The following is a 19,605-nucleotide window of genomic DNA, read 5'->3' as shown; positions in this document are numbered from 1 at the left end:
TTATAGTTCTTTGTTGAAAATATCGAAATCCCCCGCTGCTGCGGCTTTCAGCAAAAGTGATTGCCACAGGTTGATATGGACGATTTCGCGATCTGTTTCGGCTCGATTAAGTGTATATAGGGTCTGGGTGACATCCACAAGTGTTGCCAGACCGTTTTTGTACATAGCCATCTTTTGATTGTAGGCCTGTTGGGCCGCTGATACCTGTCGAGGGGCTTCGATATCGCTCTGTTGTGCTAATCTGATCTTAACGTCGGCGGCATCCAGCTGTGCAACAAATTGTGCTGCGGTGGTTTGATATTCCTCCCGTAAAGCATCGTTGGTATACCGTTGTGCGCTGATTTTTTTGTTGATTCGGGCGATTGAGGTTAAATTCCAATTGATCCCCAAGCCCAAAAGATAGTTTTGTCGGTTGGGGCGGATACCATCCCAGTAGTTTCTTGTAAAGGCTTGGAGGTCTGTCGTGTAATCGCTTTTGAAGCCAGAACCTCTTGCCTGGAAAACACCGAAGGCCGATAAGGTGGGCAGGTATTCCTTGTTTGACAGTCGCAGTTGTTGTTCTCCAACTTCAATCCGGCTTTTGTAATATTGAAGCACGGGGTTGTTGTCCACCAACGTCGGGTCGGTCGTCAGTAGCTGGGTGGGTGTTTTTGTTACGAGTGCAGTGTCAATCTGAAGATCTGTTGCGTTGATCCCCATCAGTACCGTTAATTTGTTGTTTTGCTCCTTCACATTCTCTCGGGCCTGATTCAAACTGATTTTCGCACGGGATACTTCTGCCGAGGCCAAAGTTGAATCGACACCGGGTAAAATCCCGTTCTTGGCTTTGGTAGCCGCAATGTTAAAGAATACCAGAGCGCGGTCAAGGTTTTTCTGTTGATTTTTTTGAAGACGCTGGCTCGCCAGAAGATTCAGATAGGCTGCGGCAATCTTGATCTTATGTTGGAATTGTTCTTGTTGAAGATCAATTTCCAATCGTTTGCTGTCCGCTTTACTCAATTCGATGCGCTCTTTTCTGCGGCCAAAGGTGTAGATATCCCAATTGATGTTGGCAAGATAAAGCGCTCCAAAAGCGGAATTCCAATTTTGCTCCGGAAGCGCCGCACCCGAAGAAGCAACACCGAGTCCACCAAATCCATACAATGGGCCGTTCTGTCCATTGATGGTTCCATAATCTTGTTGCGCTACAACAGTCAAATTAGGCCAGAAGTCGCGTTTTACCTGTTCGTTGGTCTGTAGTGCTGACTGGACATAATACGCCTTTGCCTTAATAATTCCATAATTTGCAAGACCCTGGTCTACGGCATCACGGATGGTAAGCTTTTGTGCAAATGAGGTTGAGGTCGCAAGTGATACAGCCAATGACAACACTAAATTCAATTTCAGCATAGGTTATATATCATTTTATGGAAACGAAGATAAGGCTGGACCTTGTTGTATAGTCCGTTTAAAATGATCTATGGCGTTTAAAAGTGACCAATGTAATTCGTCATTTATTTTTCGGTGGTTGTAAACTTAATACTTTTACTTTGTAACAGATTTTTAACAAAATAAGGGAGTATGAGAAAGGTTCTGGAAAATAAGATCATACAGGAAACCATGTTACTGGTTTTCTCGTTTATCCTCTTTACGCTGAATGACTGGATTCTGATTTTGAGCTGGAAAGGCTTCTTGATGGGGGTGATCTATTTTTTGATCTTATATATCCATGCGCAGGTGAACCGTTTTTTTCTGCTGCCTCTTCTACTTAAAAAGAATAAAGCCACATTGTATGCGCTATCGTCGATCGCAATATTGCTGGTGTTTGCTTTAGTGCTAAAAGAAATAACGGAAAACTTTATTTATAAAAACTGTTTTTTGTATAAAAGTCTCGCACAGAAAACATTCCATTATCAGGTCGGTGTATTATTGGGCTCGTTGATCTGTATTTTGGGAAGTATCCAATTTATTGAATTCTATCGTTTTCAACGATTGAAAACGCGACGGGAACTGCTCTCTAATCAGACACAATTGTCTAATTTGAAAAAACAGCTGAACCCCCATTTTTTGTTCAATACCTTAAATACCATTTATGGCATCAGCCTTAAATTTCCGGAACGTACCTCTGAATTGATTATTAAAGTGTCACAACTGCTGCGTTATCAGATGGAAAGTAGCGACAAGGAATTTGTTTCAATGGATGATGAGATTGATTTTATTTCGAGTTATATCGAATTGGAACGTGAACGGTTGGGCTATCGAACCAAGATTGACTTTGATTATCAGCGTGAAGAAGGTGTTAAGTACCAAATCGCACCAATGCTATTGATCACATTTGTAGAGAATGCCTTTAAACATGGTACCTGTAGTATAGAAGATTGTTACGTAGCAATTTCGATCAGGATTGAAAAAGGGAACTTATATTTGCATGTACGAAATTCAGTTCCCGTGAAAAAACGGAATGTATTTTCGGCAAAAATAGGTTTGGAAAATACGATAGCCCGATTAAAATTGCTCTATCCCAATCGCTATCAGTTAAATACAAATGCAAGTAAAGAGGAGTTTGAGGTGTCTTTAGTTATAAATCTTTAGCCATGGAGAAAAATCGCTGTATTGTGGTTGACGATGAACCAGCTGCACATTATGTATTGGTAAATTATATTGAAAGAAGCGCTGATCTGGAATTGGTCGCTCAATGCTATAATGCCTTTGAAGCACTGGAATATCTGCGTAATAACCGGGTTGATCTGATCTTTCTGGATATTGACATGCCCGAAATTACCGGAATGGAATTCTTGAAAATGTTGGACAATCCACCCAAAACGATTTTGACAACAGCCTATTCGGAGTACGCATTGGAAAGCTATGACTATGGGGTGGTGGACTATTTGTTGAAACCAATATCTTTTCCTCGTTTTATTAAAGCTGTACAGCGCTTTCTATCTTTTAACCAGAGTATAATACCGCAGGAGGAGGAGCCAAAAACAATAAGTATCCGTATGGATGGACGATTGATTGAGGTGAAGCTTTCTCAGATCGATTTTATCCAGAGTTTTGGTAATTACGTAAAAATCGTGACGCCAGCGCAGACTTATCTTACTGCTAGTACCACCCAACAGATCTTAACGCAGGTACCTGCGTCCAAATTTGTCCGCATCCATAAATCGTATATTGCCTCCATCAATAAGGTCAGCAAATATGAACATGGTATGGTGCAGATCAATAATATGAGTCTCCCCGTTGGGATTACTTTCAGAAGAGAATTACAGGAACGCTTAGGGAACAGGTAAAATCATCCTTCAGCACTTACATGGGGCTGATGGAGCACCGGAAAATTTACTGAATTTGCAATAAAACAATATTCATTGGCTTTTTTGTGGAGCGCTATTGCTTTGGCGATCATTTCAGGTCGCTGTACACGGATTGAGGGGCTAAGTATGACCTCTTTAAAAAAGCCCTTGCCACTTTCTTCCTCCATCATTGTTCCTGTGGCATGGTCAATATAAGATTCCACGATAATATTGTTGACCGAACAGAAATGAAGATACCATAGCATGTGGCAGGAGGATAAGGACGCAAGTAAGAGATCTTCGGGATTGTGTTTGTTGGGATCTCCACGAAATGCCGGATCAGAAGACCCTTGGATAATCACTTTGTCCTTTATACTGATCTGGTGACTTCGTTCATAGTTTTTATAATGATCTGTACCACTTCCTAAATTGCCTGTCCATTCAACAGTCGCTTTATATTGATGTTCTTTCATCGACAAATGATGTTTTTATTGCTTATTCCTTGTGAAGTTATAAAATATCAGCGGCATTTTTTGTCATAAATTCCAATTGTCTATGGAGAGGTATCAGAACTGCCAATTCGCTTATATAGTAGTCATTCTTTTCCTTTTTTGGTTAATAATAAAATATACTTAATGGTATTTTATTTTATATATTTGCATCATGTTATTCGTTTTTAAATTTTTAATTGTTTTAATTAGGCTTGTGTAAATTAGGCTTGTGTAGGCTTTTTTTTGATTATTTATATACCAAATAGTATTATTTTTAATAGCAAATATAGGCAGCTCAAAAGGCAGGTGTTAGCGTGATAAATAGGAATTAGGTACAAAAATAATTTGAGATATGGAACAATATGATCTGGTCATTATTGGCTCTGGGCCCGGCGGATATGTTGCCGCGATTCGTGCTGCCCAATTGGGGTATAAAACGGTATTGGTCGAAAAATACAATACATTAGGTGGAACATGTACCAATGTTGGTTGTATTCCGACAAAGGCGATTTTGGACAGTACCCACCATTATCACGATGCTGTACATCATTTTGCGGCACATGGAATTACGGTGGATGGCTTGTCAGTAGACTTTGGACGACTGTATGCGCGTAAGGATCAGGTGGTACTACAGAATACACAGGGGCTTAATTTTCTTATGCGGAAAAATAAGATAACGGTGATTCAGGGTACAGCATCCTTTGTGGATAATTCGACATTAAGCATTGTAAAGAAAGACAATGTGACCGAGCTTATTCAGGGCGATAAGATCATTATCGCCACAGGGTCGAAACCGGCTACTATTCCTGGGGTAGTGATTGATAAGGAAAGAATTATCACGTCAACGGAGGCTTTATCCCTAAAGGCGCAGCCAAAAAACATGGTTATAATTGGTGGTGGTGTGATTGGCGTGGAAATGGCCTCGATATTCAATCGATTGGGAGTTGAAGTTACGATCATCGAATATGCGGATCATCTTCTGGCAAATATGGATCATGAACTTGGGGATGGACTCAAAAAAATCCTGTCAAAGGAAGGTATCCGCATACTGCTTCAACAGGCTGTTTATAAAGCAGAAAATTTGGGCGATGGCACGCAGGTCTCGTTCAAAGATCGATCTGGGCAGGAGCAGGAAATAACGGCAGATTATGTGTTGGTGGCTGTCGGTCGCAAAGCTTATACCGAAGGATTGGGGCTGGAAAATACGGATGTTCAGTTGGATGCTAGGGGAACAATTGTGGTCAATAATCAGTTGCAGACCGCTGTACCCAATATTTATGCTATCGGAGATGTGATCGGTGGGGCGATGTTGGCCCATAAAGCGGAGGAGGAAGCACTATTTGTTGTCGAACAGATCAATGGTCAAAAACCGCATATACATTATGATCGAATACCTGCTGTTGTTTATACCTGGCCTGAAGTCGCATCTGTCGGTTTCAGTGAAGAGGAACTCAAGGCGAAGGGAATGAAATATACTGTTGGGAATTTTCCATTTTCTGCCAATGCCCGTGCACGTGCGGGAATGGACACGCAGGGCTTTGTGAAAGTTTTGGCGGATCCGGTCTATGGTGAGCTGTTGGGTGTGCATGTGCTGGGAGCAAGGGCTGCAGATCTTATTGCACAGGCAGTCGTAGGGCTGGAATATGAAATTACGGCCGATAGTATGGCTAGGATTTCTTACGCCCATCCGACATACTCCGAAGTGATGAAGGAAGCGCATACCATAGCATCAGGACGACCATCGGTCAATATTTAACTGAATTTAAATTTGCAGAAGGTCACTGTCGCTGACTTTCTGCAAACAATAAACAATTGATAGAAACTTTGGTTCGGGGTTAGGGATAAACTATATTTGTTAAATATCAATGAGTATTGTCGCATGGACCAACATATATTAACGGAAAACATCCTGAAACAGATTGATCTTACTAAGGAGGAAATGGACCTTTTCTTTTCCTTTGTCAAAATAAAAAAGGTCAAGAAAAAACAGTTTTTATTGTTGGAAGGGGATGTGAGCCGTTATGCACTATTTGTCGTTTCGGGTTGTCTGCGCAGTTATTGTGTGGATGAAAATGGGTATCAATATATTCAGCAGTTTGCACCCGAAGGTTGGTGGATAGGGGATATGTATAGCCTAGTCACGGGTAAGCCGGGGTATCTTGCCGTTGATGCTGTATTTGATTCTGAAATTGCCATGATCGCAAAAACGGATCTCAATAGATTGTATACGGAGATCCCAAAATTGAATATTTATTTCAGGGTGTTGGCGGAAAACGCCTTGGTATATTACCAGAGCCGTGCCATGGAAAATCTCCGTTTGACTGCAAAGGAGCGTTATGAACGATTTTGCACACGTTATCCTAGCTTGATAGCCTGTCTTCCGCAAAAGCAAGTGGCCGCCTATATTGGCGTGACCCCCGAATTCTTAAGTAAGATGCTGAATCAATAAGGGAAATCTACCATTTTTCCTGCAGCAATGTTTCCAATTTGCTGATTTCCTCTTGGTACATTGTTTTCTTGCGTGTACCAAAATAAAGTGTATTTTCGACTGGAGATTGACCTTCCCAGACTAGTTTTATTTTGCCGGAAGCAATAGCTTCTGCACATAAAAAATCAGGAACAATAGAAAAGCCTTTGTTATTGCTGAGACAACGTATAATGGAACTGATATTGGGTACAATGTAATTGGGGCTGAAATCAGGATGTTCGCCAAAATGTGTTGACCAGAAATTCCTGAGGTGATCCATATCCGCTGCGGTGCTGTACCAGAGCTGTTTTTTTAAGAGCTGCGAAGCTTCCTTAATCTTATTGTCCTGCAATAAAGCTTCCAACTCGGTTGTATCTGTTTGGCAACCTGCGATCAGCACGATACGCTCTTTTGAAAAGGGCTGATAGACTAAATTCTGCTGATTGCCTTTTTGCGGTGTAATAATTAAATCGAGTAGGCCATTGTCCAGATCCTGTTGCATCTGTGGATACTCGCCGAATTTAATAATGAGGTTGAAGGGAAGTTGAGCAATATGTTCCTCAAGTGTGTATTGAAAGGTTTCAAAACACATACCAACACTGATGGTAATACGTTCATCCAGAGCTCGATTGTGAAAATGTTGCTCGCCTATTTCTAACTTTTTAAGCGGATCAATAATATAATTGTATAAAATTTTTCCTTTCTCTGTCGGTACCATCCGACGTGCTGACCGATCGAATAGTTTGTGCCCTGTAAAGGCTTCCAAAGAATTGAGATGTAGACTCACGCCAGGTTGCGAAATAAATAATTCTTGTGCGGCCGCCGAAAGTGTGCCGGTCTCATAAATCGCCTTAAATGTACGAAGCCATTCTAAGTTCCATTTCATATCTATTATTTTAATGATACAAATATACAATTTAAATTATTTGTATTATCTATAAAAATGATAGAAATTTGTGTTATCAATAATAAAAATAATAGAGATGAATATATTTATTATCAATGGCGGACAGGAGTTCGCACACTCAGGTGGTTCTTTTAATACCACAATTACAAATTGGACAGAGCAAACCTTAGTTAAAAATGGATTTGAAATCCGTGTGACCAATGTAAATGATAAATTTGACGCGATGGTCGAAGCTGAAAATTTTAAATGGGCGGATATCATTGTTTATCACTTCCCTGTATGGTGGTTTCAGGTGCCTAACCGTCTAAAGCTTTATATAGATGAAGTGTTTACAGCTGGACACAATAATGGCATCTATCGGAGTGATGGTCGCTCACGTAAGAACCCGGCAATCAATTATGGTACCGGTGGATTGATGCATGGGAAAAAGTATTTTGTAACCTCAAGTTGGAACGCGCCAGATACGGCATTTACGATGGAAGGCGAGTTTTTTGATCAACATTCTGTTGATGAAGGTGTTCTGTTTGGTTTCCATAAGATGAATCAATTTGCTGGATTGGAAAGTATTGGAAGTTTTCATTTCCATGATATGGAGAAAGGCGCAACACAGGAGCGTGTGGATAACTACGAAAAGGAATATAAAGCATATTTGGAAGAGGTATTTTATTTTGAAACTCAGTTATCATGAAGATCTATATAACGGCTATTTTAAAGGCGAATCCGGTATTTCGAATCGAGGTTATGCATACATTGCAGCATATGGTCGAAGAGAGCCGAAAGGAAGCTGCTTGTATGCAGTATGATCTGCATCAGCTGGCTGAAGATGAGAATCAGTTTATCTTTTATGAAATCTGGGAAAGCCAGGCCGGACTTGATGCACATAATCAGCAACCTTATATCCTCGCATTTGGGCGAATGGTCGAGGAGAAGCTGCAAGAGACACCACAGATTTACTTAATGGAAAAAATAGCCTGATTCCATTTTGATAAGGAGGACAAAATTTATAATTTAAACTGGGATCAGACGGGTTTTTATATTAAAAACTGTTGAAATCATTCGTGTTAGCGTTACGGAGTGCTAATCGTTTATTGCTATTTAGTAACACGAATGATTTTATTGGTTCCTTTTTCAACGCCAATAGTAAGGGGATTCCGTTGCTTCAGGCTTTCTTGTAAAAGAGATAACTGATCTTTCCGCTCGTTACCTTTGTTATCCAGCCAAAAAGAAGAAGCCATCATACCAATCTGTATTCTGTAAACTGAATCCTGTTCGGGCACTGCCTGTTCTATCACTTGGTTTTCGTACCAGATTAGATTTTCATCGTTCTTTTTGACCGAACATGAAAATAACAGCAGACCGAAGATTAATAGCGTGGCTGATCTTAAAAAATGCTTAAGTGTAAAATCCATCGACGTTTTGTTTGATAACTAAATCTACAGTTTTTTTTCATCTATATAATTTTTTTTTTAGTTGTGATGAAGCTATCAGATTTATTCATCGAGCGTATGTTTTATACGGTATTCATGAACTCGTTTACTCATTAAATTAGTACTTTAAGGTATTCGTGAGCTCAATCGTTCGGTTCACTCGGTTTGAATAAATCATGATGGTTTCATACCTCGTTCCTAAAATCTGCTAAATCTACTACAGATGATTTGCCGTCGGTCATTTTCAAATCCGTTGTACATGCACTGTAATGTTGGATTGCTATCTATGGCTGAGGAACCGGATTTGGATTGCTTCGATCCGTTCTAAAAATTGTTTTTTGTATGTTGATAGGCAATTTCCAGCTGATCGAGAAACTGAAATAGCTTATTGTTCATCTCGGTATAGTCGTAGCCGCGGATTTGATCTGGAGTCTGCACAAATTTATGTAGTTTGCTTTTGTGTAAAAGATCTTTCTCTGCCTGAATCAGCAATTCGACAACTTCCGCATTGAGTTCCATATGGCACTGAAAGCCATAAACCAGGTCGGTGTACCTTACGATCTGTCGTGGACAACCTGCACTGACCGCAAGAACTTGACTGGCTGGACTGAGCCCCGGCATATCATTATGCCAGTGACCGACAGGTAGAAATTCATCAAAATGCCTAACTTTCGGATCCGCTAAACCATCTTGAGTAAGTTGGATCTCAAAAACGCCTATTTCTTTTTCTGGACTCGGTTCGTAGGTTGCCCCTAGGGCTTCACCGATCAATTGTGATCCTAGACAAACCCCAACAACGGCTTTTCCAGCATGTATACATTGCCTGATTAAGGCAATTTCAGCCTGCGCATCATAATAAGGATATTCCTGTTGAGAGGAATCTGGACTTTGAGGACCACCCATAATAACTAATAAGTCTATCATCGTGCCGTCTTGTGGTAGCGCTTCATATTGATATACCTTGGAGAAACTCGTTTTATGGTGTCTTGCTAATGCCCATTGCAAATAGGCTCCTGGAGCTTCAAAATCTTCATGCTGTATAAAATGTACATTCATAAGCGCTATTTTTAAATCAAATTCTCGTTCCAATAATAACTATCGGGGGTATTTCGCTGTCCGAATATCGCTGTACCTACCCGTACAATAGTAGCGCCTTCGGCAATCGCTATTTCCAGATCCCCACTCATTCCCATGGATAATTCTTGCATCGATACATTCGGAATATCGAGCATAATGATTTGTTGTTGAATCTGTTTGAGCAACTGGAAACACCTACGGACTTGTTCAGCTTCGGCACTTAGGAGGCCGATCGTCATCAATCCTTTTATGTGTAAGCTGTTCAGAGGGGCGATCTGCCTGACGAGGTCAATGACCTGATCTGGGTCAGCGCCATATTTACTTTCTTCGTTAGATGTATTGACCTGAATGAGTATATCTATGGTTTTATTGTCGGCTGTGAGTCGCTGATGGAGTTTTTGAGCTAAATCGAAGCGGTCTACAGAATGTACACAGGAGACATTATATTTGAGGATTTCTTTGATTTTATTGGTCTGTAAGTGTCCAATAAAATGATTGCGATGTGGAATTCCCTTCAGGTCTTCGTATTTCTCCTTTAGTTCCTGCACTTTGTTTTCGGCAATCAAGGTCTGTCCGGCTTGTAAGGCGATTTTAATACGCTCCGCTGTTACGGTTTTTGTTGCGAGCAATAATGTTACTTCTTGTGGATCTCGACCACTACTCTGGCAAGCCTTTTCGATACGTTGCTGTATCATCTTTATATTGTCACTGATAGTCGCATTCATAGTTTGAAATTAATTGTTAATGACACTTTTTTTCATCATAATATCGGTTTGTTCATCATCACCTAATCTGAAAATATGTTTATCGAAGGCGACAAAACCATTTTTGTTATAGAAACTAATCGCACGATGATTTTCCTCCCATACACCCAGCCAGATAAACCTAACATTTTTTAACCTAGCGATATCCAATGCTTTTTCATAAAGAAGCTGCCCTACTTTTTTTCCATGAAATTCTTGTAATACATAGATACGTTCTATTTCCAGTGCATGCTCATCTTGTAATTCTGTTTGCGCTTGTTCACTGTTTATTTTGAGGTAGCCAATGATCCTATTACCGAGTTGTGCAAAATAAAACTCCGACCCTCGATTGCTCAATTCAGCCAATAATGTTTCATTCGAGAATTTTTCCGCCATGTATTTCGTCATATTTTCTGCTGTATTGGTTTCGGAAAATGCCTCGATAAAGGTCTGCTGACTTATACTTTGCAATAGATCAATATCGGTCATTTTCACTTTGAGGATTTTTATGTTTATTGAATTTTTGTCCATGTGACCGTGTATAATAAATTAAGACTGTAAGTTTCTGATAGATTTAGCGATGCTCTTTTCGATCGGATTGTCTCCTTTTTCTAAATATGTCGCAATACGTTCCCTTTCGATAACAGTCTTGTTCTGACTGATCTTTTTTTGTCCCTGTAAATCCGTTACTTCCAATTCGAAGGCGACGATGCCGCGCATCATGCCCTTTTTAAAACGATCCGAAAGCTCTCGCCATTGGTTTAAATAAGCACTGTCATAGGTTTTGATCATCTGTTCAAGCACTTCTGTTTTTTCGTCCTCATTATTTATAATCCGTGCTGTTCCGTAGGCATGTACAGCGATATAGTCCCAGGTGGGGACGCTTTCCTCTTTGTCATAATGCATAGGGGATATGTAGGCATGTGGTTCAGAGAAAATAACCAATGAAGTGTTTTCTACGATAGAGTTGGCTTGCTCATTTGCAACAGCAAAATGCGAACTTAAAAATAGCTTATCTGCATGTTCCTTGATCTGAAAGGGAAGTTGTGTTGCTATAGGGATATTGTCTTTTATGGATACAATTGTTGCAAAACTATATTGTTTCATAAATGCGATCTGTTCGGTATAGTCTTTAAATTGAAAATGTTTGGGTACGTACATACAATGGGTATTTTTTTGATCATATCAAAAATAGAGCTAAAGTGATGGGAATAAATGGTCCAAATTCAATAAAGCGGATAGTCCAGTGACAATTTTCATGGGTTTAATCGAGATTGTTGGTTATATTTATCTTTGGTGATAGTAAAAGAAGAAATGAAGAAAGAAAATTACGTATTGCAGCGCTTGGCTCCAGCACAATGGGAAGATTACAAGAAGGTTAGGCTGGAAGCGTTACATACAGATCCCGGGGTATTTGGAAGTAATTATCAACGAGAGGCGGCTTACAGCCAGCGGGATTGGGTGGCACTACTTGAGAATCAAAATTGTGCGATGTTTGGACTATATGATCAAGAGGATATCATTGGATTAACGGGCGTGGTCGTGGACCGTGATGACGCTTCAAATGCTATTCTGATTGCTTCTTTTGTTCGTGAACCTCATCGCGGAAAAGGACTGTCAAGATTATTTTATCAGGCACGTATTGCATGGGCCCGCGAAAAAGGATGTACACAGATCACCGTATCGCATCGCGCGGGGAATGAATCGTCAAAGGCAGCAAATCAAGCCTTTAATTTTACCTATACGCATTCCCGTGAGGTTGAATGGCCTGATGGTACTGTCGCAGCTGAACTGATGTATGTGTTGGTTTTATAATTGTTAGCGGACAAGGTCTGTTGCGCTTCATGTCTTTTTATTTGGCAAATTTTTTAGCGCCACCCACACAGAGTATGACACCAATGGTAACGAATAACATCCCGATATTTACTTCTTCGTGAAGTAGGCTAGCGGCTAAGATTAGACCAAAGAAGGGTTGAAGGAGCTGTAGCTGTCCAATAGAGGCTATACCGCCTTGAGCTAATCCTTTATACCAAAAGATAAAACCGATAAACATGCTAAAGAGGGAAACGTAAGCAAGACTTGTCCAGGCTCCGATGCTTACATGGGCTACCGTGGTTGGAAGAAAAATATAAGTCAAGGGCAGCACTACTGGTAATGAAAATACCAATGCCCAGGAAATTACCTGCCAGCCCCCCAATGTCTTTGAAAGCTTGCCCCCTTCGGCATAGCCCAGTCCACAAAGGATTACAGATAATAGCATGAGTATATCGCCAATAGGAGAGGAAGATATACCTTGCTTAAGGGCATATCCAACTACCAAAAGACTGCCCAATATCGAAAAGATCCAAAATACCGGACGAGGGCGCTCGCCGCCACGAATGATACCAAAAACAGCAGTTGATACGGGAAGTATACCTACAAAAACAATGGAATGCGCGGAAGTCACATAACGTAGGGCCAAGGCACTCAATAAGGGAAAACCAATGACTACGCCCAACGCCACAATACCAAGGGATAAAAACTGTGTCTTTTGAGGGAATTTTTCCTTGTTGATCAATAATACGATAAGGGCGAGTATATCTGCGATAGTAGCGCGGGCTACAGTCACAAAGAATGGATCTAAATCTAGGACTGCAATCCGTGTTGCAGGCAATGATCCACTAAATATAATGACGCCAAGTAAACCGTTTAGCCAGCCATTTGATGATTCCGTTGCTTCTGTATTGATGCTCATTGTTAGATTATCTAAATTTTGATACAAATCTCGCGAATAGTTAAGATTGAGTACAGTTACAGTTTTTGTTTAATTGATGGATACAGTTATATTTACAGGATGGGAAAAGACTTTCTATACAGTGTTTTGGCTCAAAATATAGCGAGTAAAATAAAAAATGGTGTTCTCAGACCCAATGAACGGTTACCATCGGTGCGCGTGTTGAGTAAAGAACATGGTATCAGTATGAATACAGCTAAGCGGGTATTCCTCGCGTTGGAAGCGCAATCACTAATTTATTCGATACCGCAGTCGGGATATTTTGTTAACGCATTGAATCAACATAAGTTACAACTTCCGGAAACAGGTCAAATACAGCTGATAGCGGATAGTGTTGAGCCCAATGAGCTGATCAGTAGCGTCTACGCGAATATGGGCCGTAAAGACCTAACCTTGTTTTCCATCGGTGTTCCTTCAGGAGATTTACTGCCTTTGGCTAAATTAAAAAAGGAAATCGTACTTGCAACCCGGGAATTAGATGCCGGCGGCGCTGAATATGAACCTTTACAGGGGAATCTGAAATTGCGTAGGATGGTAGCGGCCCGTTCCCTGGGCTGGGATGGTCGATTGACAGCGGATGATGTCATCACAACAAATGGTTGTATGCATGCTTTGTCACTCTGTCTGATGGCATTGACCAAGCCGGGAGATACCATTGCATTGGAGAGTCCCTGCTACCCCGGTATTTTGCAATTGGTTCTGAGTTTGGGATTAAAGGTTATTGAATTGACCTGCGATCCAATGTCGGGGATTGATATCCATTCGCTTGAACGCTTATTGCCCGAGATCAATGTTTGTCTACTTGTGCCCAATTTCAATACCCCATTAGGCTATTGTATGCCCGATAAAAATAAAATGGAAGTGGTCAGGTTACTTGCTAAGCACGCTGTTCCACTGATTGAGGATGATACTTATGGCGATATCTATTTTGGGAGTGAACGACCCAAATGTTGTAAAACCTTTGACGAAGAGGGCAATGTGTTATGGTGTGGCTCGGTATCAAAAACATTGGCCCCCGGTTACCGGGTGGGCTGGGTCGCTGCAGGGAAATACAAGGATCAGATTCTCCGCTTGAAATTAATCCATGCCTTGTCGTCCACAACATTAATTCACGAGGCAGTGGGTAATTTCTTAATGACCGGAAGATATGATCATCATCTCTATGATCTTCGGAAAACATTGCAAGAAAACTATCAACGATTTGCCAATGTAATCGCGGAATCTTTTCCGGAAGGGACGCGGCTCAGTAGACCCCAAGGAGGGTTAGCACTTTGGGTCGAGTTGCCAAAAAGCATAGACACGACAAAGCTTTACAACTACGGATTAAAAAAGAAAATGAGTATTGCTCCGGGGAGAATGTTCACTCTGCAAAATCAATTTCAAAATTGTATGCGCCTCTGCTTAGGACTACCCTGGACGGATGAACTACGTTTTGCACTGGTACAGTTGGGAAATCTAGCCAAAATGATGCTACATGCCAATAAAACTGATCCAGAAATAGATCACAGACCTTAATACTATTTATCTGTGTTTTTAGGCTGGTATTGTGGTACATGATCCAATTTTGCAAATAGGTGCGGGCCATTCATTTCAATACCTGCAGCTAGGAAGTCATTGAGAATATGTTGATAAATCTCGGATTTGGCCAGCTCAATTTCCCCAGATTTGGAAATATAAACATTCAGCTCGTAGAGGACATAAAAGTCATCTAGTTTTTTTTGTAATACAAATGGTGCCGGAAGTTGATTGACACGTGCTATACGTGTGGGAATATTTAAGAGCAATTCGTGTATACGTTGCCAAGGTTCTTCATAGCCCACTGTGAGTTCAACCTGAAAACATATTCCTTCTTCTGAAAAGGTAGAATAGTTAACCGTATTGCCCGATAGGATGGATGAATTTGGAATGGTGATTTCCTCATTTTTAATTGTCCTTAGCCGGGTTACCAAGGGCGATTTTTCAATGACAACACCTGTCTTATCCGCAATTGTGATCCGGTCACCAATGCGGAAAGGGCGCATATAGGTAATGACAAGACCCGCAATAATATTGGAAATAGCGGAGGATGATCCCAAAGAGAATAGTACTCCGATAAAAACAGATATTCCTTTGAAGATGTCCGAATTGGCCCCCGGAAGATAAGGGAATACAAGTACCAATGTAAAGGCGTGTAATAGAAACCGGACAATGGTAAATGTAGGCATAGCAAACTCCCGGTGAAAGCCATTGACCTCCAATTTACCTTTATCAATCTCGTTAAAAATATATTTCACAAACCGTACCGCATAACGCATGACAAATAGAATGACAAAAACGGTGATCAGATTTGGAATATAATCCCAAATGGCGAAGACCGCTTTTTTCAGGGGTTTGGTAAAAAGTCCGATCAGATTGGAGGCCCAGCTTTGCGTAAAGGGAAAGACGCTGAAAACAATGGGAAGCATGATGAAAGCGATCAATACAATCAGTCCCCAACGTGCAATATTGATTGTGTTAATGAAAATACGGGTTTTCTGAACGGAGGTAAGGAACACATAATTTTTGATTTTAACATCTTTGATCCGCTCTGTACGTTCGGCCAATAGACGATTCGTGCCATATCTTTTTAGTCTATTGATAAAATACACCAAAATCGAAAAGACCACAAGGATAAGGAGGACAAGTCCTGTACGGATCAGCACTTTGGTAATGCTATTGTCCGCTCTTTCCTTACTGATGGCCTGTTGGATACGCTTGAGGTATTGTGTGGCAATCTCTTCTTTGTTTTTCCCTTCCAGTAGGGCGTCAAGTTCTGTGATGGAAGTAATGACCAGATCTTTGTAAACAATATCGGCGCTGATTTCGTTGTTTTCAATTTTGAAAGAATCTACTTTTACAAAATCATCTTCATAGAGATTCTCAATTCTGTTGACCACATTGTAGGCGCGATCTTTGGCCAGGGATGAACCTAATTTGTTATAGATATAAAAAAGGGTGTCATTAAATGGTGCGACGGCATAACGCTTGGTGTTTTTTTTGATCGAGTCAACTTTGATTTTTAACTGTTGCTTGCGCAGGTTGTTTTCTTCGTCAAAATTATTGAGCTGCTGTTTTAGATTTTCTTTCTTGGGACTATTCTGACTTTTGAGACTGGCGATTTCATGCTGTAGTTTCTGACGTTCGAGTGAATCGTTGATCTGTTGTTGTCGGATATCATTTAATAAGGTGCTTAAACCAAGTTCTTTTTTATTGATTGAATCGTTTTCCTGTGCATAAAGCCCAACGATTGTTGAACAAAAACATAGTATAATTGTAAAGAAAAAAAAGTAAAATCTTCTCATATTCTCCAAGGTAAAATTGATTCCAATCTATCAGCCTGACCAATCTGATCCTGATCGGATAGCCAAAGATAATAATGTTTTTTGTTGAACCCAGTTATCGGATGTTCTAATCTTTTTTCGATTATCTTTTTTATCCGCTAATCTGTGGGGGGACTTGCTGCAATATGATATAAATTGCATATAAAATGATACGAAGAGGCTGCTGAATGTCAGTTATTCCAACGTTATTTGTTGTGAAGCTTATATTTTTCTTTAGGCATTTTTAATGATTCTTTTTTATGCCTGAAAACAGCTAGGTCGCTAATTTTATCAAAATATATGATTAAACCTTTTAAAAAACCTATTTTTAAGATGAACAAACTCGGAAAAGTGAGTATTTGTTGCTTGTTAGCTTGTATATCGAGCTTTTTTGATGCACAGGCGCAACAAAGAAAAGCTCCAGCTTACCCATTGATTACCCACAATCCAAACTTTAGTATCTGGTCAATGACGGATCAGTTGAATGCATCAACCACCAAACATTGGACCGAAGCAGATCATTCGCTCTTGGGACTGATTAATGTCGACGGCAATATTTATCGTTTTCTTGGTAAGGAGGAACCCAATTATAAAACGATTCTTCCCACTGCGGAAGATCAGTCTTTTACTGTACAATATACCGAGTCTAAACCCGAAGGGGATTGGCAGTCCTCTTCTTATAAAGCCAGTGGCTGGAAATCAGGTGCTGCTCCTCTGGGAGATGATCAAAAACATGTCAAGACTTTGTGGAAATCGGATGATATCTGGGTACGTCGTGCCTTTAATGTGACCGACCCGCAAGGCATCAACGAACTCTTCTTAAAATTAAACCATGATGATAATGTTGTGGTGTTTTTAAATGGGAAAAAGGTTTATGAAAAGGCGGGGTGGACAAACAGCTTCCAGTATTTGCCGATAAATAAGTCGGACCTAAAGGCGGGTCAAAATCAGATCGCTATTCATCTGCGCAATACTGCCGGAGGCCGTTTTCTTGACTTTGGACTAGTAGATAGGCTCAAAGAGGGGGGACCTAAAATACAAACTGCCGTACAGAAAGATGTGGAGATAACAGCCACACGTACCATATATAATTTCCAGGCAGGCAAAGTCGATCTGAAGCTCACATTTACATCGCCGCTATTGATGGATGATCTTAATCTATTGGCTCGTCCTGTATCTTATATTACCTATCAGGTAAAAGCAAATGATGGAAAACAACATGCTGTAAAAGTCTTTTTAAGTGCGGCATCCAACATTGCGGTTTATAAACCATCACAGGAGGTCGTTGCTGAAAAATATGAGACTGACAAATTAGCTATTTTGAAAACAGGAACAGTCGAACAACCTATGTTGCAAAAAGGAGCCGATGATATGCGTATTGACTGGGGCTATTTTTATGTTGCCGCACCCAAAAAAGATCAGTCGCAGCAGTTTGTAAGTCCAATGGCAACGGCTGTGGATGACTTTAGAAAAGGAAATACAAAGTCGACAAGTACAAAGGGAACAGCATTGTCCTTGAATACAATCATTCCTTTTGGGACGGTGGGCAATAAGGAAGTCGAACGTTTTGTTGAACTTGGCTATGATGAGATTTATGCTATCCAATATTTCAAAAAAGATCTGCGGCCTTGGTGGAATAATTCTGGTAAAGAAACCATTGAAAATCAGCTTACCTTAGCGGCCAATGAATATCGCTCAGTAATGGATAGATGTGTTGCTTTCGATAAACAGGTTTACACAGATGCGTTAAAGTCTGGCGGAAAGGAATATGCCCATTTAACAACACTGGCTTATCGCCAGAGTATTGCTGCGCACACCTTGGTGAAAAGTCCACAGGACGAATTGCTCTGGTTATCCAAAGAGAACAACAGTGGTGGTTTTATTAATACGGTCGATGTCACTTATCCATCGGCACCTCTATACCTGATCTATAATCCGGAATTGTTGAAAGGCATGTTGACGGGTATCTTTTACTTTAGTGAAAGTGGCAAATATCCTCACCCTTGGGCAGCACATGATCTAGGTACATATCCATTGGCCAATGGACAGACTTATGGCGAGCCAATGCCGGTCGAAGAGTCTGGAAATATGATTATTTTGACCGCTGCGATTTCAAAAGTACAGGGGGATGTAAGCTATGCACGCAAGCACTGGAAGACGCTCACCACTTGGGTAGACTATCTTGTAAAGGATGGTTTCGACCCTAAAACGCAATTATGTACAGATGATTTTGCGGGCCATCTCGCCCGTAATGTAAACTTATCGGTAAAGGCTATTGTGGGGATTGCCTGTTATGCGCAAATGGCTGAAGCGATCGGCGAAACTGAGACGGCGAAGAAATATCGTGCCATTGCGGAGGAGATGGTGCCAAAATGGATGGAAATGGCAGATGCCGGAGACCATTACGCGCTGACATTTGACGATAAAAATACCTGGAGCCAAAAATATAATCTGATTTGGGACAAGGTGCTGGGACTAAATCTGTTTCCACAGAAAGTCTATAACACGGAGATCAAGTATTACCTGACCAAACAAAGTAGATTTGGAATTCCATTGGATAGCCGAAAAGCATATACCAAAAACGACTGGATTTTGTGGACTGCTACATTTGCACCAACACGGGATGAATTCGAAGCTTTGGTGCATCCGGTTTACAACCATGCGATCCAAACAGAATCTCGTGTTCCACTAAATGATTTTTACGACGCGAATACAGGGATACGTGAGAATTTTAAGGCACGTAGTGTTGTAGGTGGTTTTTATATGAAGATGCTATCGGATAAACTTCAGCAAAAATAAGCAGCGAAAATATCCATACTTTAAACGAAGTACAAAAAATGGATTGATTCCAAAATCATTGGACGGATAAACAAAATTACCTTTTTTTATAGCAGAGCCCGGTATCCCGCCGGGCTCTTTTCTGTTTGGCTTTTTTTTTAATCTGGTATTTGCGTTCTCCACCAAGCTCCTATCAACTATTCAACTTTTGGAAGGTTCGCTTTCACTTGATAGACGACTTCTTTATTTTTTTGCGGTAGACTATAAATTTTTAAAAATCACTGATTTCCGTTATCTTGTAGATACATTGAAAATGTATCTTTGAGTGAGTCACC

Annotated in this window: 19 protein-coding genes; 9 read left to right on the top strand and 10 right to left on the bottom strand. The window is 40.6% G+C overall.

From position 1 onward, the window contains the following. Positions 1-1,389: a TolC family protein gene (locus DFQ12_RS11225; protein WP_120259006.1), complete on the bottom strand. Its 1,389-nt coding sequence runs from the start codon at positions 1,387-1,389 to the stop codon at positions 1-3. Positions 1,390-1,560: 171 nt separating this feature from the next. Between DFQ12_RS11225 and DFQ12_RS11220 the strand changes: the two genes are divergently transcribed. Both DFQ12_RS11220 and DFQ12_RS11215 read left to right on the top strand, forming a co-directional pair. Then, on the top strand, positions 1,561-2,571 hold the full coding sequence (locus tag DFQ12_RS11220; protein ID WP_120259005.1) for a sensor histidine kinase: 1,011 nt from the start codon (positions 1,561-1,563) through the stop codon (positions 2,569-2,571). A gap of 2 nt (positions 2,572-2,573) precedes the next feature. After that, positions 2,574-3,269 (top strand): LytR/AlgR family response regulator transcription factor, encoded by a 696-nt coding sequence (locus DFQ12_RS11215; RefSeq protein ID WP_120259004.1) that lies wholly within the window; start codon positions 2,574-2,576, stop codon positions 3,267-3,269. Positions 3,270-3,271: 2 nt separating this feature from the next. On the opposite strand, the gene DFQ12_RS11210 is transcribed toward DFQ12_RS11215, so the two are convergent. Beyond that, positions 3,272-3,742: an OsmC family protein gene (locus DFQ12_RS11210; protein ID WP_120259003.1), complete on the bottom strand. Its 471-nt coding sequence runs from the start codon at positions 3,740-3,742 to the stop codon at positions 3,272-3,274. A 370-nt stretch (positions 3,743-4,112) separates the two neighbouring features. Here DFQ12_RS11210 and lpdA point away from each other — a divergent pair, with 370 nt between their 5' ends. Further along, positions 4,113-5,516: a dihydrolipoyl dehydrogenase gene (gene lpdA / locus DFQ12_RS11205; RefSeq protein WP_120259002.1), complete on the top strand. Its 1,404-nt coding sequence runs from the start codon at positions 4,113-4,115 to the stop codon at positions 5,514-5,516. A 123-nt stretch (positions 5,517-5,639) separates the two neighbouring features. After that, the gene (locus DFQ12_RS11200; protein ID WP_120259001.1) at positions 5,640-6,209 is read left to right on the top strand and encodes a Crp/Fnr family transcriptional regulator; all 570 of its coding nucleotides are present in this window, start codon (positions 5,640-5,642) and stop codon (positions 6,207-6,209) included. A 7-nt stretch (positions 6,210-6,216) separates the two neighbouring features. Here the strand turns inward: DFQ12_RS11200 and DFQ12_RS11195 are convergent, their stop codons facing one another. Then, complete coding sequence (locus DFQ12_RS11195) at positions 6,217-7,113, bottom strand: LysR family transcriptional regulator (protein WP_120259000.1); 897 nt, start codon at positions 7,111-7,113, stop codon at positions 6,217-6,219. A 97-nt stretch (positions 7,114-7,210) separates the two neighbouring features. Between DFQ12_RS11195 and DFQ12_RS11190 the strand changes: the two genes are divergently transcribed. Beyond that, positions 7,211-7,822: an NAD(P)H-dependent oxidoreductase gene (locus DFQ12_RS11190; protein ID WP_120258999.1), complete on the top strand. Its 612-nt coding sequence runs from the start codon at positions 7,211-7,213 to the stop codon at positions 7,820-7,822. Beyond that, entirely contained in the window at positions 7,819-8,109 is a 291-nt protein-coding gene (locus DFQ12_RS11185; protein WP_120258998.1) for a putative quinol monooxygenase, read from the top strand. Before DFQ12_RS11190 ends, DFQ12_RS11185 begins: the two co-directional genes overlap by 4 nt. Before the next feature lie 116 nt (positions 8,110-8,225). Here the strand turns inward: DFQ12_RS11185 and DFQ12_RS11180 are convergent, their stop codons facing one another. From DFQ12_RS11180 to DFQ12_RS11160, 5 genes are all read right to left on the bottom strand, one after another. After that, on the bottom strand, positions 8,226-8,543 hold the full coding sequence (locus DFQ12_RS11180; RefSeq protein WP_120258997.1) for a hypothetical protein: 318 nt from the start codon (positions 8,541-8,543) through the stop codon (positions 8,226-8,228). Positions 8,544-8,885: 342 nt separating this feature from the next. Next, on the bottom strand, positions 8,886-9,617 hold the full coding sequence (locus DFQ12_RS11175; protein ID WP_120258996.1) for a glutamine amidotransferase-related protein: 732 nt from the start codon (positions 9,615-9,617) through the stop codon (positions 8,886-8,888). Between the two features lie 11 nt (positions 9,618-9,628). Beyond that, a complete protein-coding gene (locus DFQ12_RS11170) occupies positions 9,629-10,363 on the bottom strand; it encodes a YggS family pyridoxal phosphate-dependent enzyme (RefSeq protein WP_120258995.1) in 735 nt (244 codons plus the stop codon). A gap of 9 nt (positions 10,364-10,372) precedes the next feature. Next, positions 10,373-10,912, bottom strand: a complete 540-nt coding sequence (locus tag DFQ12_RS11165) for a GNAT family N-acetyltransferase (protein WP_120258994.1) — start codon at positions 10,910-10,912, stop codon at positions 10,373-10,375. Between the two features lie 18 nt (positions 10,913-10,930). Next, positions 10,931-11,542: an FMN-binding negative transcriptional regulator gene (locus tag DFQ12_RS11160; protein ID WP_120258993.1), complete on the bottom strand. Its 612-nt coding sequence runs from the start codon at positions 11,540-11,542 to the stop codon at positions 10,931-10,933. A 153-nt stretch (positions 11,543-11,695) separates the two neighbouring features. Here DFQ12_RS11160 and DFQ12_RS11155 point away from each other — a divergent pair, with 153 nt between their 5' ends. Next, entirely contained in the window at positions 11,696-12,196 is a 501-nt protein-coding gene (locus DFQ12_RS11155; protein WP_120258992.1) for a GNAT family N-acetyltransferase, read from the top strand. Between the two features lie 37 nt (positions 12,197-12,233). On the opposite strand, the gene DFQ12_RS11150 is transcribed toward DFQ12_RS11155, so the two are convergent. Beyond that, a complete protein-coding gene (locus DFQ12_RS11150) occupies positions 12,234-13,115 on the bottom strand; it encodes a DMT family transporter (RefSeq protein WP_120258991.1) in 882 nt (293 codons plus the stop codon). 99 nt (positions 13,116-13,214) lie between these two features. Between DFQ12_RS11150 and DFQ12_RS11145 the strand changes: the two genes are divergently transcribed. After that, positions 13,215-14,669 (top strand): aminotransferase-like domain-containing protein, encoded by a 1,455-nt coding sequence (locus DFQ12_RS11145; protein WP_120258990.1) that lies wholly within the window; start codon positions 13,215-13,217, stop codon positions 14,667-14,669. Positions 14,670-14,671: 2 nt separating this feature from the next. Here DFQ12_RS11145 and DFQ12_RS11140 read toward each other — a convergent pair whose 3' ends face one another. Then, positions 14,672-16,474 (bottom strand): mechanosensitive ion channel family protein, encoded by a 1,803-nt coding sequence (locus tag DFQ12_RS11140; RefSeq protein ID WP_120258989.1) that lies wholly within the window; start codon positions 16,472-16,474, stop codon positions 14,672-14,674. Between the two features lie 351 nt (positions 16,475-16,825). On the opposite strand from DFQ12_RS11140, the gene DFQ12_RS11135 reads away from it, so the two are divergent. After that, positions 16,826-19,291, top strand: a complete 2,466-nt coding sequence (locus tag DFQ12_RS11135; protein WP_120259315.1) for a glutaminase family protein — start codon at positions 16,826-16,828, stop codon at positions 19,289-19,291. Positions 19,292-19,605 lie beyond the last annotated feature (314 nt).

The sequence above is a fragment of the Sphingobacterium detergens genome, from assembly GCF_003610355.1.
GTDB classification, from domain to species: Bacteria; Bacteroidota; Bacteroidia; order Sphingobacteriales; family Sphingobacteriaceae; genus Sphingobacterium; species Sphingobacterium detergens.
Note: the sequence above shows the minus strand (reverse complement) of the source record. Positions and strands in the feature narration are given on the sequence as shown.

Bases quoted from the DNA above. Each gene is read 5' to 3' on its own strand.
- DFQ12_RS11225 (WP_120259006.1), bottom strand. From the start codon at position 1,389: ATGCTGAAATTGAATTTAGTGTTGTCATTGGCTGTATCACTTGCGACC.
- DFQ12_RS11220 (WP_120259005.1), top strand. From the start codon at position 1,561: ATGAGAAAGGTTCTGGAAAATAAGATCATACAGGAAACCATGTTACTG.
- DFQ12_RS11215 (WP_120259004.1), top strand. From the start codon at position 2,574: ATGGAGAAAAATCGCTGTATTGTGGTTGACGATGAACCAGCTGCACAT.
- DFQ12_RS11210 (WP_120259003.1), bottom strand. From the start codon at position 3,742: ATGAAAGAACATCAATATAAAGCGACTGTTGAATGGACAGGCAATTTA.
- lpdA (WP_120259002.1), top strand. From the start codon at position 4,113: ATGGAACAATATGATCTGGTCATTATTGGCTCTGGGCCCGGCGGATAT.
- DFQ12_RS11200 (WP_120259001.1), top strand. From the start codon at position 5,640: ATGGACCAACATATATTAACGGAAAACATCCTGAAACAGATTGATCTT.
- DFQ12_RS11195 (WP_120259000.1), bottom strand. From the start codon at position 7,113: ATGAAATGGAACTTAGAATGGCTTCGTACATTTAAGGCGATTTATGAG.
- DFQ12_RS11190 (WP_120258999.1), top strand. From the start codon at position 7,211: ATGAATATATTTATTATCAATGGCGGACAGGAGTTCGCACACTCAGGT.
- DFQ12_RS11185 (WP_120258998.1), top strand. From the start codon at position 7,819: ATGAAGATCTATATAACGGCTATTTTAAAGGCGAATCCGGTATTTCGA.
- DFQ12_RS11180 (WP_120258997.1), bottom strand. From the start codon at position 8,543: ATGGATTTTACACTTAAGCATTTTTTAAGATCAGCCACGCTATTAATC.
- DFQ12_RS11175 (WP_120258996.1), bottom strand. From the start codon at position 9,617: ATGAATGTACATTTTATACAGCATGAAGATTTTGAAGCTCCAGGAGCC.
- DFQ12_RS11170 (WP_120258995.1), bottom strand. From the start codon at position 10,363: ATGAATGCGACTATCAGTGACAATATAAAGATGATACAGCAACGTATC.
- DFQ12_RS11165 (WP_120258994.1), bottom strand. From the start codon at position 10,912: ATGGACAAAAATTCAATAAACATAAAAATCCTCAAAGTGAAAATGACC.
- DFQ12_RS11160 (WP_120258993.1), bottom strand. From the start codon at position 11,542: ATGTACGTACCCAAACATTTTCAATTTAAAGACTATACCGAACAGATC.
- DFQ12_RS11155 (WP_120258992.1), top strand. From the start codon at position 11,696: ATGAAGAAAGAAAATTACGTATTGCAGCGCTTGGCTCCAGCACAATGG.
- DFQ12_RS11150 (WP_120258991.1), bottom strand. From the start codon at position 13,115: ATGAGCATCAATACAGAAGCAACGGAATCATCAAATGGCTGGCTAAAC.
- DFQ12_RS11145 (WP_120258990.1), top strand. From the start codon at position 13,215: ATGGGAAAAGACTTTCTATACAGTGTTTTGGCTCAAAATATAGCGAGT.
- DFQ12_RS11140 (WP_120258989.1), bottom strand. From the start codon at position 16,474: ATGAGAAGATTTTACTTTTTTTTCTTTACAATTATACTATGTTTTTGT.
- DFQ12_RS11135 (WP_120259315.1), top strand. From the start codon at position 16,826: ATGAACAAACTCGGAAAAGTGAGTATTTGTTGCTTGTTAGCTTGTATA.